This is a genomic window from Paenibacillus sp. VMFN-D1, assembly GCF_003386155.1.
GTDB lineage: Bacteria > Bacillota > Bacilli > Paenibacillales > Paenibacillaceae > Paenibacillus_AQ > Paenibacillus_AQ favisporus.
Genome location: NZ_QRDU01000001.1, coordinates 232986 through 249116, shown reverse-complemented (window position 1 = coordinate 249116; position 16131 = coordinate 232986). Strand labels below are relative to the sequence as shown.

General features: G+C 55.7%; 17 protein-coding genes. 3 read left to right on the top strand and 14 right to left on the bottom strand.

Annotation, left to right across the window (positions count from 1 at the left end; all coding sequences use genetic code 11):
- Positions 1-86: 86 nt before the first annotated feature.
- Together C7820_RS01145 and C7820_RS01140 are read right to left on the bottom strand one after the other, a co-directional pair.
- Positions 87-464: an ArsR/SmtB family transcription factor gene (locus C7820_RS01145; protein ID WP_116229492.1), complete on the bottom strand. Its 378-nt coding sequence runs from the start codon at positions 462-464 to the stop codon at positions 87-89.
- Positions 465-466: 2 nt separating this feature from the next.
- Entirely contained in the window at positions 467-892 is a 426-nt protein-coding gene (locus C7820_RS01140) for an SRPBCC family protein (protein ID WP_116229491.1), read from the bottom strand.
- A gap of 272 nt (positions 893-1164) precedes the next feature.
- On the opposite strand from C7820_RS01140, the gene C7820_RS01135 reads away from it, so the two are divergent.
- The gene (locus C7820_RS01135) at positions 1165-2256 is read left to right on the top strand and encodes a hypothetical protein (RefSeq protein WP_309545730.1); all 1092 of its coding nucleotides are present in this window, start codon (positions 1165-1167) and stop codon (positions 2254-2256) included.
- 225 nt (positions 2257-2481) lie between these two features.
- A complete protein-coding gene (locus C7820_RS01130; RefSeq protein ID WP_116229490.1) occupies positions 2482-2802 on the top strand; it encodes a MazG nucleotide pyrophosphohydrolase domain-containing protein in 321 nt (106 codons plus the stop codon).
- 188 nt (positions 2803-2990) lie between these two features.
- Here the strand turns inward: C7820_RS01130 and C7820_RS01125 are convergent, their stop codons facing one another.
- On the bottom strand, positions 2991-4106 hold the full coding sequence (locus C7820_RS01125) for a hypothetical protein (RefSeq protein ID WP_116229489.1): 1116 nt from the start codon (positions 4104-4106) through the stop codon (positions 2991-2993).
- Between the two features lie 229 nt (positions 4107-4335).
- Positions 4336-5706 (bottom strand): class I SAM-dependent rRNA methyltransferase, encoded by a 1371-nt coding sequence (locus C7820_RS01120; RefSeq protein WP_116229488.1) that lies wholly within the window; start codon positions 5704-5706, stop codon positions 4336-4338.
- A gap of 148 nt (positions 5707-5854) precedes the next feature.
- Between C7820_RS01120 and C7820_RS01115 the strand changes: the two genes are divergently transcribed.
- A complete protein-coding gene (locus C7820_RS01115) occupies positions 5855-6826 on the top strand; it encodes a Na/Pi cotransporter family protein (RefSeq protein ID WP_116229487.1) in 972 nt (323 codons plus the stop codon).
- 64 nt (positions 6827-6890) lie between these two features.
- Here the strand turns inward: C7820_RS01115 and C7820_RS01110 are convergent, their stop codons facing one another.
- From C7820_RS01110 to grpE, 10 genes are all read right to left on the bottom strand, one after another.
- Positions 6891-7319, bottom strand: coding sequence for an NUDIX hydrolase (locus C7820_RS01110; protein ID WP_116229486.1), 429 nt, complete (start codon positions 7317-7319; stop codon positions 6891-6893).
- 122 nt (positions 7320-7441) lie between these two features.
- Positions 7442-8782 (bottom strand): tRNA (N(6)-L-threonylcarbamoyladenosine(37)-C(2))-methylthiotransferase MtaB, encoded by a 1341-nt coding sequence (gene mtaB / locus C7820_RS01105; RefSeq protein WP_116229485.1) that lies wholly within the window; start codon positions 8780-8782, stop codon positions 7442-7444.
- Between the two features lie 2 nt (positions 8783-8784).
- On the bottom strand, positions 8785-9549 hold the full coding sequence (locus C7820_RS01100; protein ID WP_116229484.1) for a 16S rRNA (uracil(1498)-N(3))-methyltransferase: 765 nt from the start codon (positions 9547-9549) through the stop codon (positions 8785-8787).
- A gap of 117 nt (positions 9550-9666) precedes the next feature.
- The gene (locus C7820_RS01095) at positions 9667-10356 is read right to left on the bottom strand and encodes a site-2 protease family protein (RefSeq protein ID WP_076169783.1); all 690 of its coding nucleotides are present in this window, start codon (positions 10354-10356) and stop codon (positions 9667-9669) included.
- Positions 10356-11330, bottom strand: coding sequence for a 50S ribosomal protein L11 methyltransferase (gene prmA, locus C7820_RS01090; RefSeq protein WP_116229483.1), 975 nt, complete (start codon positions 11328-11330; stop codon positions 10356-10358). Before prmA ends, C7820_RS01095 begins: the two co-directional genes overlap by 1 nt.
- 137 nt (positions 11331-11467) lie before the next feature.
- The gene (locus C7820_RS01085) at positions 11468-11665 is read right to left on the bottom strand and encodes a YfhD family protein (protein ID WP_076169781.1); all 198 of its coding nucleotides are present in this window, start codon (positions 11663-11665) and stop codon (positions 11468-11470) included.
- Between the two features lie 67 nt (positions 11666-11732).
- Complete coding sequence (locus C7820_RS01080) at positions 11733-12101, bottom strand: hypothetical protein (RefSeq protein ID WP_089548226.1); 369 nt, start codon at positions 12099-12101, stop codon at positions 11733-11735.
- A 235-nt stretch (positions 12102-12336) separates the two neighbouring features.
- Entirely contained in the window at positions 12337-13455 is a 1119-nt protein-coding gene (gene dnaJ / locus C7820_RS01075) for a molecular chaperone DnaJ (protein ID WP_105444488.1), read from the bottom strand.
- Positions 13456-13567: 112 nt separating this feature from the next.
- Positions 13568-15421, bottom strand: a complete 1854-nt coding sequence (dnaK, locus tag C7820_RS01070; protein WP_116229482.1) for a molecular chaperone DnaK — start codon at positions 15419-15421, stop codon at positions 13568-13570.
- A 66-nt stretch (positions 15422-15487) separates the two neighbouring features.
- Positions 15488-16111: a nucleotide exchange factor GrpE gene (grpE, locus tag C7820_RS01065; protein ID WP_116229481.1), complete on the bottom strand. Its 624-nt coding sequence runs from the start codon at positions 16109-16111 to the stop codon at positions 15488-15490.
- Positions 16112-16131 lie beyond the last annotated feature (20 nt).

Genomic DNA, 16131 nt, shown 5'->3' with positions numbered 1-16131 from the left:
TCGCTAGATTTTTACGAATGCTAGTTTCCAGCCTTCCGGCCATCATGCAGGGAACATGGTTCAGCATAGAGCGATTGAATCACCGGCTAATCTTGTTCCTTCTCCTCTTCCACAACGGTCAGCGGGGCAGGGAAGCGTTCGGAACCATCCGACTCCACGAAGTGCTGCAGGGCTGCCATCTTGTTCTCCCAAAAGCGTTCAAAATAGGAGTACCAATCCTTGAGCTCCTGCAAGGGCCCCGGATCCAGCCGGTACCTCGTCTCGCGGCCGACCTTCCTTTCCTTCACCAGTCCTGCCTCCGACAGAATCCGCAGATGCTTGGAAACCGCCGTCCGGCTGATCGGAAAATGGCTGCTGAGAACCGTTACGGGCATCTCCTGATCGGACAGCAGCTTCAGCAGCTGGCGCCGGGTCGGGTCGGCCACGGCCTGGAACACGTCGTGCTTGGACGCAGTCGCCGTCATGCTTACGCCTCGACGTATCTGCCCAGCTTCTGGTGGAGTCCGGCCCAGCCTTGGTCCATCGTCTCGCGCACGATCGTGTGCGGCTGGTTGAACTCGGTCACTTGGTCCGCGCTCCAGCCGGAGTGGATGAGCGTTACTTCCGTTTTGCCGTCCAGCTCCTTCAGCTCGAAAGCAAGCGTCCAGTCCTTGCCCCAGCGGAACGCCAGCCGGTGCGGCGGATCCACTTCGGTCACCTTGCACGGCGACATGCCGTACGGACCGGCATTAATTTGAAATTCATGGCCTACGACGGGCTGCATGTCATTGGGCATGAACCAGGCGGACAGCCCTTCGGGAGTCGCCACCGCCTCCCACACTTTCTGGATCGGAGCCTGGAATACGCCGGTGTGGCGAATATCAGGCAAAGCATTGTTTGTTGAGTTTTCCATGTATAAGTACCTCCGTATGCAGTCAATAAACCCGGTTTACATTCGAATGCGAAACCATTTGGTTTCACATAGATTATACGAAACCTTTTGGTTTCATGTCAACCCCTTGTCCTTCTCACGGCCCGTAAGCCGGAATCCAACAAAAAAAGGAGCCTTTCGGCTCCTTATATTGCTATTATAGCTCATATTTCCAAAAACAAACAGTCTACCATTTTTCACCTGACATTCTATAATGAGGACGTTCCCACTTTAAGGCAAAGGGAGGAAATACGGTGGATATCAAGGATTGTTCAAGCTCGTCTGAAAATCAGCCCGGTACGGTCGGTTCAGCAAGAGCCGCTGCAGCGGACTGGGTGATGCACCAAGCCTCAAAGGAAAAGGGATTTATGGGCGCTTATTTTACGGGTTCCACGATCGGAATGCCGGAAGATGCCCCAATGCCTCCAAGCTCCGATATCGACGTGATGGTCGTGTCCGAACTGGCGGAGCCGCCGTTAAAACCGGGTAAGTTCATATATCGGGATACCCTGATCGAAGGCTCTTACATCTCTCTGTCCGAGCTGTCCTCGGTGCAAAAGGTGCTCGTCTCGCACCATCTGGCAGGCCCGTTCCGGGTGAATACGATCATCTCTGATCCCCATGGCCATTTGCATCGCCTCTATTCAGAAGTATCCCGGCATTTTGCCGATGAGGTCTGGGTGCGGCAGCGGTGCGAAAACGTCCTGCAGCAAATCAAGCGGTCTCTGCTCGGCCTCGACTTGTCCCTGCCGCTGCATGACTTGTTCACATCCTGGCTCTTCCCTACGGGCATCACCACGCATGTGCTGCTGCTCGCCGCCCTGAAAAACCCGACGGTGCGGCTCCGTTACGCAGCCGTCCGCGGCGTATTGGAAGATTACGGCCTGAGCTCGCTGTACCCCGAGCTGCTTCGCCATCTCGGCTGTGCCGATTTGGAGCCGGGGCAGGCGATGCAGCATGTCAGGTCGCTCGAGCGGACCTTCGACACCGCGGCTGCCGCCGCCAAAACGCCCTTCTTCTTCAGCAGCGACATTTCCCCGGTTTCCCGCCCGATCGCCATCGACGGGAGCATAACGTTAATTGAACAAGGACTCCACCGTGAGGCGGTGTTTTGGATGGGCGCCACCTTCGCGCGCTGCCACAAAATTCTCGCCGCAGACAGCGATCCGAATGTGCAAAAAGAGCTTGCACCCGGTCTGGAAGCATTTCTGGCCGATCTCGGCTTTCACTCCGTCCAGGACTTCAGCACGCGTGCCGCTGCGGTCATCGACTTTTTGCCGGAGGTATGGCGCGCGGCGGAAACGATCATGGCGTCCAACCCTGAAATTACCGCCCGTTCCACGTGATCTCCCGGCAGCCTATTGGCTTTTTATATTAGTTCTCCTCGGCATAACGTACGGCTTCCCTTCCTGTCCATATTTTTTCAGTCTATTTAATGTGTACCACAATGTAAATCATGGTTTTTGCCCTCAATCCAGCCTTTGAATAACACACCAACCTCTTGCCTCCATCCCTTATACTAATAGAAGTGCCTATCACTAGAACATGAATTACAGGAGGAGGCGGAAACTGTGGATGTGAACGCATTTCAGCAGTGGGTCAAGGAGTATTACGAACAGCGGGGCTGGTCGGAGCTCGATATCTTTATCCGGATCGGCTTTTTGGCGGAGGAGACCGGCGAAGTGGCCCGGGCGATTCGGGCGCTTGAAATCGGCCGGGACCGGCCGGATGAGGCCGTGGGTACGTATGACGAGCATAAGCAGGAGCTTGTGGAAGAACTTGGCGACGTGCTGGGGAATCTGATTGTGATCGCCAACAAATACGACATCGGACTTGAGGACATTTTTGCTTCCCACCGGGACAAGCTGGTCCATCGCTATAAGCAGGAATGATGGTAACCCGGACAAAGCGAGAGCTTTAGCCTTGGAATTGAAAAAACACGCTGTTTATATAACCTGGGTAAAAAACTCAAAAATCCCTTTTCGCATCCGGCGAGAAGGGATTTTTGATTTAGTCTGCGGCGGTTGCCCAAATAGTAAGTGAGACATCAATGCTTCATCACGATGGCATCGCATGATATTTACATACCGCTGTAATAGACCGGCAGCTCCGAGCGGTTGGCCGCCAGCCACAGCCGATTATCCCTCGTCCACCGCAGCGGATAGCCGACGCCGGCTTTGAGCGCTTTCCCTTTCAGAATATCGACAATCCATACGTCACGATTGGCCAGTTGGACCGCATACAAACCGGAGGGATTCCCGGATGCTGCGGTAAAGCTGGTGATGTCCGTTTCCTTTGCGACCCTTGCGTGCTGAGCTAATATTCGCCTGGCCGCGGCCGGCAGCTTTGGATCGGCTTCGTAGGACGCCCCCTCCCGGTTCAGACGGATATGAAGAACGCCACGGATTCGGCCCTCCTTATATCCGTCAACAGGGACCGTAACGGTCTCGTTATCGTTCCAGGCTAAAGGATAAATAAACAGAAATCCGTCGCTGTGTGACAAATAGCTTGCTCTCGGGCGGTGGAGCAGCTTGTGCCCGTCCCGGTCCAGCACAATCAAGTCGGCATCCGGACCAAATGTGTCGTCCGAAGCGACCAGAAGCGCCACTCGGTCGTTGTCAGGTGATGCGGCTATACCGTAGACCGGGCGGGCGGACTCGTACAGCTCCTGGGACACTCCGGACCTAGTATTTACCCTGTACAGCTTCAAATGACCGTTGACGGCATAGATCTCGTTCCGGACAAGCCGGTCCGCATATTGAACATTAAGCCCAAAATCGTTCGTAAACTCCACCTGCGGCGGCGCCCATTTCGGCTGGGATAGTACGCTTAACGAACCGTTCTGCTGCAGAATCGAAGGCAGCCTGCCACTCAAGCTGTACACCAGCATCCCGGGCCCATTTTCCTCCTCATCGTCCCAAACGGGTTGATACGATGTTAAGGAATCAAGCGGCCACTCCTGAACGGTCGTTCCGTCCCGGTTCAGAAGGCGCACGCCATAGAACGGCTCCCGCACCCCGATCGGATCCTGTTCTAAATTCGAAAAGACTGCAGCGTCCCGATATTGCCCCAGCGCCGTTTGGCTAACCGGGTTTGCGCAGCACCCTTCCGAATGGTTGGCAGCGGGTGAGGTGCATCCTGAGGCGGCGATTGTTAACATCAGCAGTAAGGTTAATGCGATGATTGCTTTTTTCATTACGTCACCCCGTCGTATGCTGAATCCCTTATTTTGGAACGTCTTACTTCCTAGACGCTAATAATCCCCCGAAGGTTACGCTTGCTTCTCTTTTAGACGAGCTTGCGGGACAGAAAAGACATGCCAGGGATCCGCTATAGGACCGACAGTCAGAGTCCAAGTTTGTCTTGCGCTGCGAAAACAAAAAACCTTTCCGTCCATCACGGAAAGGTTTTGTTCAAGATCAAAATTAAGCCCTGCTGCGAACTTCAAATACAGCAAACTTGAGGTAGTGGCCTTCATCGACGCCGAGAATTTGCGGGTGGTCCTTGCCGGCCGCACGCCATTCGATCAGGCGCAAAATTTTGCCGGCATCGGCTGCCGCTTCCTGGATCGTGGCCAGGAACAAGTCCGGGCGCATATGGTACGAGCAGCTGGCCGTGACGAGGTATCCACCCTCGTTCACCAGCTTCATGCCGTGCAGGTTGATATCCTTATAGCCGCGACAGGCGCCCTTCACGGCGCTTTTCGTCTTGGCAAAAGCCGGCGGGTCCAAAATAACGACGTCCCACGTCCGGCCGCCCCCTGCGGTCATTTTCCTCGAGGTATCGACCTTCTCCTCGTTCCCTGCGGCTCGCTGCCGCCGCTCCTCCACACCTTTGACCTGATCACGCAAATATTGGAAGGCGTCGGCGACAACAAATTCCACGCGGTCCTCAAAGCCGTTCAGCACGACGTTTTCCCTGGCGCTCTCAATCGCGTGCTGGGAAATATCGAGGCAGGTGACCTTCTTGGCTCCGTACTTGCAGGCGTTCAGCGTGAAGCTGCCCGTATGCGAAAAGCATTCCAGCACCGTGGCCCCGTCCCAATAAGGGAAGGTGACGACTTTGCCGCTTTTGTTGACAGGAAGGCTGACGCGCTGCCCGTCCTGCTCTACTTCCTGCAGCGTAATCCCGCTGCGGCCTCCCCATCCGGTCATCAGCGGAGCGATCGAAGCCCGGTTTTCCCGCTGGTCAAAGAAATAGCCCGTTTTCTGGCCTTCTTCAATGTCGACCTTCACATACAGACCGTTCTCCGTCACGGTCACATGGCGCGGGCATTCCCCGTACAGCGGTCCCTTGGTCTGCTCAAGCCCTTCCAGCTCGCGCACGGGAACGTCGCTGCGTTCATAGATTCCCTGCGGGCTCAGCACCTCGACCAGCGCGTCGACGATGTCCGTACGGTGCACGTCCATGCCCAGCGTCAGCAGCTGCACGACCAGCACATCGCCGAAGCGGTCCACGATCAGCCCGGGAAGAAAATCCGCTTCCCCATACACAAGGCGGTAAGCATTATCTCCTTTCAGGAAACGCTCCCGGTGCTCAAGGCAGCCGCGGAAGCGGTCGGCAAAGAAGGCACGGTCCATCTTCTCGACGGGATGGTACGAGATGACCCGGACCGTAATTTGCGAGGCCGGATTGTAATAACCCGTAGCCAGATACCGCCCTTGATGATTGACCACATCCACGAGGTCGCCCGGCTCCGGGCTGCCCTCCACCGAGGCAATTTCATTGTTGTAAATCCAGGGATGCCCCTGTTCCAGCCGCTTTTTCCGGCTGCGCTCCAATACGACCGATGCCAATCGATTCACTCCTTCAACGTTTCAAAAATGGATATATGGATTCCGGCAAGTCCCCGGCTGAAGCCCCTCTTGGAGTCATGGTTGTCCACGGTTGGACATATACGTAATTATGGTTGACTCATAAACAACCCCAAGGAGGACTTACCACGTGTTTCAAACTGTCGTGTTTCCCGTCGTGTACGGGTTTGTTATTTTTATGGCCGGCATGAAGGTGATGGAGGCTGCCCTCGGCAAATGGGCAGGCCCCCTCCTGTCCGCCTTCCTGCAAAAGGCTACCGCTTCGCCGCTGAAAGGGCTCCTCTTCAGCACCGGCATCACGGCCGTCCTGCAGAGCAGCACCGCCGTCACCGTCATTACGATGGGCCTGGTCAACGCCGGGCTGCTGACGTACGAACGCACCCTCGGCATTATACTCGGCAGCAACATCGGCACCTGCCTGACCACCGAGCTGATCGGCCTGCAGATCGGACGGATCGCCCTGCCGCTCTTGACCGTCTCCCTAATCGTGTGGGCGGGCGCCGTCATTTTCAGCGAGAGCTCCCCGCCGGGAATCCGCCGCATTCAGCACCTGATGATGCCCGTCCAGTTTCTGTCGCTGGCCATCGCCGGCTTTGCCCTGGTCATGCTGGGCATCCGCGTCATGCAAAAGATCGGTCCGGCCCTCGAGCAGTCCGGTCTGTTCGGCTGGTTCCTGGACCGCGCAGCCGACAGCGTATGGTGGGGCATTGCCGCCGGCGCGGTACTGACCGCCCTGATGCACAGCAGCGCCGCCGTCATCGGCCTGGCGATCGCGCTGGCCTCCTCGGGAACGCTGCCGGTCGACGTCGGCATCGCCATCGTGCTCGGCGCGAACGTCGGCACCTGCGTGACCGCGGTTCTCGCCTCCATCGGCAGCACGGCCTCTGGCCGGTTCGTCGCCTGGACCCATGTGGTTCTGAACGTCGGCGGAGCCCTCGTCTTCATGCCCTTGATTCCGCAGCTGCACTGGGCCGTGGCGGCCATCACCGGCAGTGAAGGCGCGCAAATCGCCCACGCGCAGACGCTGTTTAATGTGATCAGCTCCCTGGCCGCTCTGCCTCTATGCTACCTGCCGATCTGGAAAAAAGCCGCACACGCCTGAGTATATGGCTCATCCTAAAGCGCTTGGTAGGAGGACAGTTCCTCAGGCCGATCAAAGATAAGTCTTAAACCTCGATGCCGAGCAGAGACAGCCCTTTCCGCACGATCCGGTCGTTATTATCATACCCGTTCTGATCCTGCCGGAGCCATGCCTCGCGCGGCTCGTACCAGGCCACACCGCTGATCTCCTCCACCTGAGGCCGATGCGATCCGCCGACCGCCTCCACCAGGTAATAATGGACTTCTTTTTGAACCTGGCCATGAATCGGATGGCTGTACGTATATTTAATGATGTCCACGGGGGAAATGATGCTGCCGATAATGCCCGTCTCTTCCTCGATTTCGCGCAGCGCGGTCTGCTCAACGGTTTCGCCCGGCTCCATTTTGCCTTTGGCCATCGAAATCTTGCCGTAGCGGTCCAGAATCAGCTGAATTTCCAGCCGGCCGCCGATGCGGCGGAACACGACGCCTCCTGCCGATATTTCCTTCCTCATCACCCGCTCCTCCTCCTCATGCCATAGTACAAACAAGGATTTCACCTCCGGTGCTGCCGGAAATGAAATCCTTGCCATTCGCCCAAGATCCCGCAATGCACAGTGACCTTGCTATATACAAATTAAACCGCTTGTCCCGGTCTTTCGTCCAGCACACGCACCAGCTGGCCTTCGCACTCGTGAACGCCGGCTTTGGTCAGCTTGACGCGGCACAGCTTGCCTTGCAGGTCTTCCGGACCGTCAAAGATCAGCTGCAGATAGTTATCGCTGAAGCCGTGCATTTTGCCCGGACCATGGGTTCCTTTGGAAGTGCCTTCCGGAATGACGTCCAGCACCTGGCCGACGAATTTTTGGGCATACGCCAGCTGCATCTGCTCGGACAGCGCGATTAATTCGCGCACCCGCGCATGCTTCACTTCCTCGCTCACCTGGTCGGTCATCCGCGCGGCCGGCGTGCCGTTCCGCTGGGAATACGGGAAGACGTGCATTTCCGAGAACCCGATCGCCTTCATCAGCTCATAGCCGTTCCGGAACATTTCGTCCGTTTCGCCCGGGAACCCGACGATTACGTCGGTTGTGATGCCGACATCCGGCATCGCCTGGCGGATCAGCTGCATTTTGTTGTAAAACTCTTCTGTCGTATACTTGCGGCGCATCCGCTTGAGCACGGTGTCATCCCCCGCTTGCAGCGGAATGTGCAGGTGGCGGCACATTTTCGAGGAACGGTTCAGCACGTCGAGCATCCGCTCGTTGATTTGGCTCGCCTCGATGGAGCTGATGCGTACGCGTTCCAGCCCGTCCACCTTGTCGAGATCCCACAGCAGGTCCGACAGGCGGTAGCTGTCCAGGTCGTCGCCGTAGCCGCCGGTATGGATGCCGGTCAGGACGATTTCCTTGTATCCCGCTTCCACCAGCTGATGCGCCTGGTTCACGATGCTCTTCGGATCCCGGCTGCGTGAAAGCCCGCGCGACCATGGGATGATGCAGAACGTGCAGAAGTTGTTGCAGCCGTCCTGGATTTTCAGAAACGCCCGGGTTCTGTCGGCAAAATCAGGAACGTCCATTTCTTCAAATACGCGCGTCTTCATAATGTTGCGGACCGCATTGATCGGCTCGCGGGACTGGCGGATTTGATTCACGTACGGAATGATTTTGTCTCGGTCCTGGTTCCCGATGACGAGATCAACCCCGGGAATGTCCAAAATTTCGGCCGGCGAGGTCTGCGCATAGCAGCCCGTCACGGCAACGATTGCTTCCGGATTTTGGCGTACGGCCCGGCGGATGATCTGCCGGCTCTTCTTATCGCCTGTATTGGTTACGGTGCAGGTATTAATTAAATAAACGTCTGCGTTTTGTTCGAAATCCACCTGCTCGTAGCCTTCATTTTTAAACAGCTGCCAAATGGCCTCTGTATCGTAAAAATTCACTTTACAGCCCAACGTATAAAATGCAACGGATGGCATGTTCAAGCTCCCCCCATTTCTCCGGATTCATAAAGTATGCAGGCCAGGGCAACCATACCCGCCGTCTCGCAGCGCAGGATTCTCCGTCCCAGGCCGATGCTGACCGCGCCGGCTTCCTCCGCCGCCCGGCACTCCTCTTCGCTGAAGCCGCCTTCCGGCCCCACGATCAGAAGCACCTGCTGGTCTGCATCAGCGCCGGTCTTCTCTATCCAAGGCTTCACTGCATCCCGCAGCTGAAGACCGTGTTCTTTCTCATAGCAGAAATATACCGCATCATACGCTGAAAACGAAGCCAGCAGGTTTTTCCAATGGATCGGATAACCGACCTCGGGCACCCGGTTGCGGTGGCTCTGTTCGGCCGCCTCTTTGGCGATTTTGCTCCAGCGGACGATGCGCTTCTCTTCCTTCTTGGCATCGTACTGCACGATGGTTCGCTCCGACAAAAAAGGAACAAATGCCGCCGCACCGATCTCGGTGCATTTCTGGATCACCGTCTCCATCTTATCTCCTTTAGGGAGGCTCTGCGCAATGGTGACTTTAACCGACGGCTCCTGGGTCATCGCCAGCATCTCGACGACAGCGGTGGTGACAACCCCCTGGTCGATCGACCGGATTTCCACCAGCGCTTCCCGCTCGCGGCCGTCGCTGACGATAAAGGTGTCCCCTTCTTTGCCGCGCATAACCTTGGCGATATGCCGTGCATCCTCACCGGTAATCTCGACGGTATCGCCTTTAAACTGCTCCTGTGACACAAAATATCTCTGCACCTTTATCAACATCCTATTTCCAAAATCACAAACTTCATCATACAACTTTTAGGTTCGCATGACCAGACCCTATTCAACAAGCGAATACGGCCTCGAACGTTCGCGTTCCCGCTCCGATTATATCGACACGCCGAACAATTTCAGGAAGGAGAACACGAACTGGTAGTTGATGCTGTTAGCCCACATGTATAGCGGACTGATCGTATACATCTGCAGCACCGGAATGAACAGAATCAGCAGGAAAATAAAGATGGACCACTGCTCAAACTGCTGCAGTTTCATCCGTACCCGCGGCGGAACGATATCTTCGACGATGCGGTATCCGTCCAGCGGCGGAAGCGGGATAAGGTTGAATAAGAACAGAAAAAAGTTCATGAAGCAGAAATAGCGCAAAAACGTCGTGATCGCGAACAGCAGCCTTTCGTTCGTAATCCCGTCCAGCACCCCCGTGGCGATCAGGAGGGCGTAAATAAACGCCCCAATGATACCCAGAACGAAGTTGCTCAGCGGCCCCGCCGCCGACACGACCACGCCCATGAGACGGGGATTTTTGAAGTTGTCGCGGTTGACCGGGACCGGTCTGGCCCAGCCAAACCCTGCAATCACCAGCAGCAGGACGCCGAGAAAATCGAAGTGAACTGCCGGATTCAGCGTTACCCTGCCCAGCAGTTTGGCTGTAGGATCTCCAAATTTATAGGCAAAATACGCATGCGAAAATTCATGCACCGTAAAGGCGATCACCAGCACGATCAGGACGAACGGAAGCTCTTCCAGCGGAAACCTGAGAATATTGTTCAGAAAATCCATCACGACCTCTTTCTCGCGACAAAGGCTACCCAGTCTTCGTCACGGCAAACGTCCTCGATCTCAAACCCGGAGTCCTTCAGCGCCTGCTGAACGACGTCTTCCTTATTTTTGTAGATGCCTGAAGCGATGTAGACGCCTCCCGGCTCGAGTGCACGGTACACATCGTCGATAAAGAGCAGAATGATTTCGGCCAAAATGTTGGCGACGATCACTTGGACCGGCAAGGTTACGCCCAGATCTTCGCGCTGATCACCGCTTAACAGGGACAGCAGATCGCTTTCCTTGACCGTAATCTGATGATCCAGCATGCCGTTCAATTGGCTGTTTTCCTTGGCGCTCGACACCGCCACCGGATCCAGGTCCAGTGCAAGCACATGCTTCGCGCCGAGCAGGACGGCTCCAATGGCCAGAATACCCGATCCCGTTCCGACGTCGATGACTTCCTCCCCGCCCTGGATGACCTTCTCCAGCGTGCGCAGGCAGAGCGCCGTTGTCGGATGGGTTCCTGTGCCGAAGGCCATTCCGGGATCGAGCTCGATGATTTTCTCCGCCTCGCTCGCCGGCGTGTAGTCCTCCCAGGTCGGCTTGATCGTCAGCCGCTCCGATACCTTCAGCGGTTTAAAGTAAGCTTTCCAGGCGGTAGCCCAATCGTCCTCATCCACTGTCTTGAGCTCGTAGCGCAGCTCTCCCGTGTCGATTCCGTACTCATTCAGCTGCCCGATCCGTTCCTTAACCTCGGCAATGATCTGCTCCACAGGGGACTCCTCGGAAAAATACCCTTTGATTTCGGCCTGTCCCTCCGGAATATCGTTGAGAGGCATCTCGTACCATTGCCCGAACGACGTATCCCGTTTCTTGTTCAGGGTTCCCGACTCTTCGATGGATACACCGCCGGCGCCGGCCTCATGCAAAAAATTTGAAATCATTTCCACGGCTTCTTCCGTGGTATGTATTGTAAATTCATGCCATAACATAATTCGTTAAATTCCTCCTCGACCTATGCATAAGTACCATTGTACTATACATCGGCGGCCGAGTACAAAATTTAGGGCTCCCCGCTAACAAAAAAACCGCAGGTTCGCATCGCGCTTCCCCACGGTTTTATGCATTCTTAATCTTCATCCGTCCAGCCGGTATCCATTTTGCGGAGCTGACGCTCGTCAGCCTCCTCGCTGCGGCGGAGCGCTTCCACATCATCCGCATCGGCCAGTACGCCCGAGAACTCGACGTCCTCGTTTTTCATCGACATCAGTTCCTTGATTTTTTCCGTCTTGGTCATGATTTTGCCTTTTTTATCGCGGCTAGCCATCAAGCTCCCATCCTTTCCTTGAACGATCTATTCACCTTTAGAAAATGTTTCGATCCCACTTTCGCGCCTAGACGAAGCCGCCGGCTTCCTCGACGATTCTCCTTGCCTTCTCGAACGATTCTTCCTCGACCACAACGCTCAGAATGATATCCCGGCCGGTCGGACCTCCCTGTCCGCCGTCGCTCATCCCGCTTGCGGACGGATCGGCCGCGGCCAAGATGGAGACATCCTTATCGCTGTATGTTGTGCCATAGGTCACAGACGTCAGGCTGGGCATCCCCCCCGTAAATGGGCCGGTACTGTACATCGAAGCCCCCGGGAACCGGCTGAAGCGGTCGATGGATAGGTCCACCACCCGCAGGGCGCGCAGCTTTTTGGCTACGCCCTCGGCTTCTTCCGGACTTTTAAAATAGGCCAGAATGCTCTTTTCAGACACTTGCTTCACCTGCTTTTTATATGGATTAAGCGTTTACGGCTTATCACGTGCGGTTTTAGGCTGTGCAAGCGCGGTCCCTTTTATGCGCAGGAAACAACCGGGCCGGGAACTGGAAAAAACGTCTATAGGTTTGCATGCAAAAAAAGCCCGGCCGCCACGGCCGGACTTTCTAAATACGATCCATCTTCCTGAAGGTTATCGGAAGACGTCTTACCTATATACTGCAATTGCGCGGTTACTCCCCGCGGAACGCTTTTTTCATGCGGTCAAAAAAAGACTGCTCCTGCTCATGCGTCTGCTCGCCGTCCATGGAGGCAAACTGGCGCAGCAGGTCCTTCTGCTCGTCACTGAGCTTGCTAGGCGTAACGACGACGACCTTCACGTGCTGGTCGCCCTGTCCGATGCCGCGCAAACGCGGAACGCCTTTGCCTTTGAGCCGGAAGAACGTACCCGTTTGCGTACCGGCAGGAATTTTCAGCTTGACCTTCTCGGTCAGCGTCGGGATCTCGATCTCATCGCCAAGCGCCGCCTGGGCAAAGGTGAGCGGAACCTCGCAGTAAATATCGTCGCCTTCCCGCTCGAAGAAGTCGTGAGGCTTCACGCGGATGACGATGTACAGGTCGCCCGATGGGCCGCCCCGCAGACCGCCTTCCCCTTCGCCGGTCATGCGCAGCTGGGCGCCGTCGTCCACGCCCGCAGGAATGCGCACGTGAATTTTGCGCTGTTTTTTCACTTTGCCGCTGCCGTGGCAGGTCGTACATTTGTCCTTGATGATTTGACCCGTACCGTTACAGTTGGAGCAGGTACGACGGTTGACCATCCGTCCGAACGGTGTGTTCTGGACGACTTCCTGCTGACCGCTGCCGTGGCAGACGGAACAGGTTTGCGGCTTCGTTCCCGGTTTGGCTCCCGAACCGTGGCAAGTGTCACAGTTTTCGGTTCTAGGAATGGTAATATCCGATTCCTTGCCGAATACCGCTTCCTTGAACTCGATCGTCATCGTATACTGCAGGTCGTTCCCCCGCTGCGGCGCGTTCGGGTCACGGCGTCCTCCGCCCCCGAAGAACATGTCGAAAATATCGCCGATGCCGCCGAAGTCCGCACCGGAGAATCCTCCGCCCATGCCCTGGTTCGGATCGATATGGCCGTACTGGTCGTAGGTCGCACGTTTCTGCCCGTCGCTGAGCACATCGTAGGCTTCCTTAACCTCTTTGAACTTGGCCTCGGCGTCATCCGCCTTGTTCACGTCCGGGTGATACTGCCTGGCCAGCTTCCGGTAAGCTTTTTTGATATCATCATCCGAAGCGTCCTTGCCGACGCCCAGGACTTCATAATAGTCACGCTTTTCAGCCACTCTTCCACCCCCAATATTTCAGTCATGCTCCGGTTCATGGACAAAAGGAAAGCCAAAGCAGCGGGATGCCCCGGCTTTGACTTCCCTATTCCTGAACATAACTTTCTATAGGTTAACCTTGATTTTTGTCCTCGTCAACAACCTCGTAGTCCGCGTCAACGACATTGTCCTTCTTCGCGGAGCCTGCTGCGCCGTCGGCATTGCCTTCGCCGCCTTGAGCCTGCTGTGCTTGAGCAGCCTGCTCATACAGCTTCACGGACAGCTGCTGCACGATTTCGGTCAGCTCTTCGGTAGCGGATTTGATCTGCTCCAGGTCGTCGGAGTCGATGGCCGCCTTGACTTTGTCCTTCGCCGCATTGGCTTTTTCGACTTCGGAAGCGTCGACTTTGTCGCCAAGGTCCTTAATCGTTTTTTCGGTGGAGTACACGAGCTGGTCGGCGTTGTTCTTCGCTTCGATCAGTTCTTTACGCTGACGGTCTTCCTCGGCGTGTGCCTCGGCGTCCTTCATCATGCGTTCCACTTCTTCGTCGCTGAGACCGCTCGAAGACGTAATCGTAATCTTCTGCGTTTTGTTCGTTCCTTTATCGGTAGCCGATACGTTCACGATACCGTTGGCGTCGATGTCGAATGTAACTTCGATTTGCGGTACGCCGCGAGGTGCTGGCGGAATGTCGCCCAGGATAAAGCGTCCGAGCGTTTTGTTGCCCGCCGCCATTTGGCGTTCGCCCTGCAGTACGTGGATTTCAACGCTTGGCTGGTTATCCGCATACGTCGAGAAAATTTGCGATTTGCTGGTTGGGATCGTCGTGTTGCGCTCGATCATTTTCGTAAATACGCCGCCTGCGGTTTCGATACCGAGGGAGAGCGGAGTGACGTCGAGAAGCACGACGTCTTTGACGTCGCCTGTCAGCACGCCGGCTTGCACAGCGGCACCGAGGGCAACCACTTCGTCCGGGTTAACGCCTTTATGAGGCTCTTTGCCGGTCAGACGCTTGATCGCTTCCTGTACGGCCGGAATCCGCGTGGAACCGCCGACAAGGACGATCTTGTCGATGTCGCTGGAGCTCATGCCCGCATCGCTGAGCGCTTGACGGGTTGGTCCAAGAGTACGTTCCACCAGGTCGGCAGACAGCTCTTCGAATTTGGCACGGGTCAGGTTAACCTCCAAGTGCTGAGGTACGCCGTCCACAACCGTAATAAACGGCAGGGAAATCGTCGTCGTCAGAACGCCGGACAGTTCCTTTTTCGCTTTTTCCGCAGCGTCTTTCAGACGTTGAACTGCCGCTTTGTCCTTGCTCAGGTCGATGCCTTGGTCCTTCTTAAATTCGCTTACGAGGTAATCGATGATCACTTGGTCGAAGTCGTCGCCGCCGAGGTGGTTGTCCCCGCTCGTCGCTTTAACTTCGAAGAAGCCGTCGCCCAGCTCCAGGATCGAAACGTCAAACGTACCACCGCCAAGGTCGTATACGAGGATCGTTTGATCTTCCGCTTTTTCCAAACCATAAGCGAGAGCGGCAGCCGTCGGCTCGTTGACGATCCGCAGCACTTCCAGACCGGCGATTTTACCGGCGTCTTTGGTCGCTTGGCGCTGGCTGTCATTAAAGTATGCCGGAACCGTAATAACCGCTTGGGTTACCGGTTGGCCCAAATAAGCCTCGGCGTCGGATTTCAGCTTTTGCAGAATCATTGCGGAAATTTCCTGCGGCGTAAACTCTTTGCCGTCGATCGTTTCCTTATGGTTTGTACCCATGTGGCGTTTGATCGAAATGATCGTACGGTCAGGGTTCGTAATGGCTTGGCGCTTTGCCGTTTCGCCGACGATGCGCTCGCCGTCTTTCTTGAAGCCGACAACCGAAGGGGTTGTACGCGCGCCTTCCGGATTCGGGATAACGACAGCCTCGCCGCCTTCCATGACGGCTACGCAGGAGTTAGTCGTACCAAGGTCAATACCGATAACTTTACTCATGTATGGTTTCCTCCTCTGGGATATAAGAAATGGTGGATCAATACTTATATGTTAAACAGCAGGGATTTACATGCTGACTTTAACCATGGCTGGACGAAGCACTTTGTCCTTCAGCATATAGCCTTTTTGCACTTCCTCAACGACGATGCCTTCCTCGTATTCATCGCTTTCCACCTGCATGATGGCTTGATGATATTCCGGATTAAACGGCTCGCCGACGGTAACCATAGCCTGCAGCCCTTCCGCTTGAAGCACGCCTTCCAGTTGGCGGAAAATCATGCTTACGCCTTTCGTAAAGGACTCCATTTCGCTGCCTTCGCCGGCAGCGGCGAGAGCCCGTTCGAAATTATCCACGACAGGCAGCAGCTCGGTCACCAGTTTAGTGGATGCATACTTGGCCAGGTCCTCTTTTTCCTTCTGGGTCCGTTTGCGGAAATTGTCGAAGTCGGCCTGCGTACGGATGGCACGCTGCTGATAATCGTCAGCCAGCCCCTGCAGACGCTCCACTTCACTCTTCAGAGCAGCGGGGTCCAATGCTTCATTCTCCGCAGCCGTCCCTTCAGAAGCATCCTCCGAAGCTGTCTCGCCAGCTTGGTTAGCCTCTGCCTCGGCTGTATGTTCATTCACTTCTTCATTGGTTTGTTGGTTCAATTCGTTTTCACTGTCTTGAAATGGTTGGTTTTCTTTCAAGATGTCTTCACCTCCTTGGT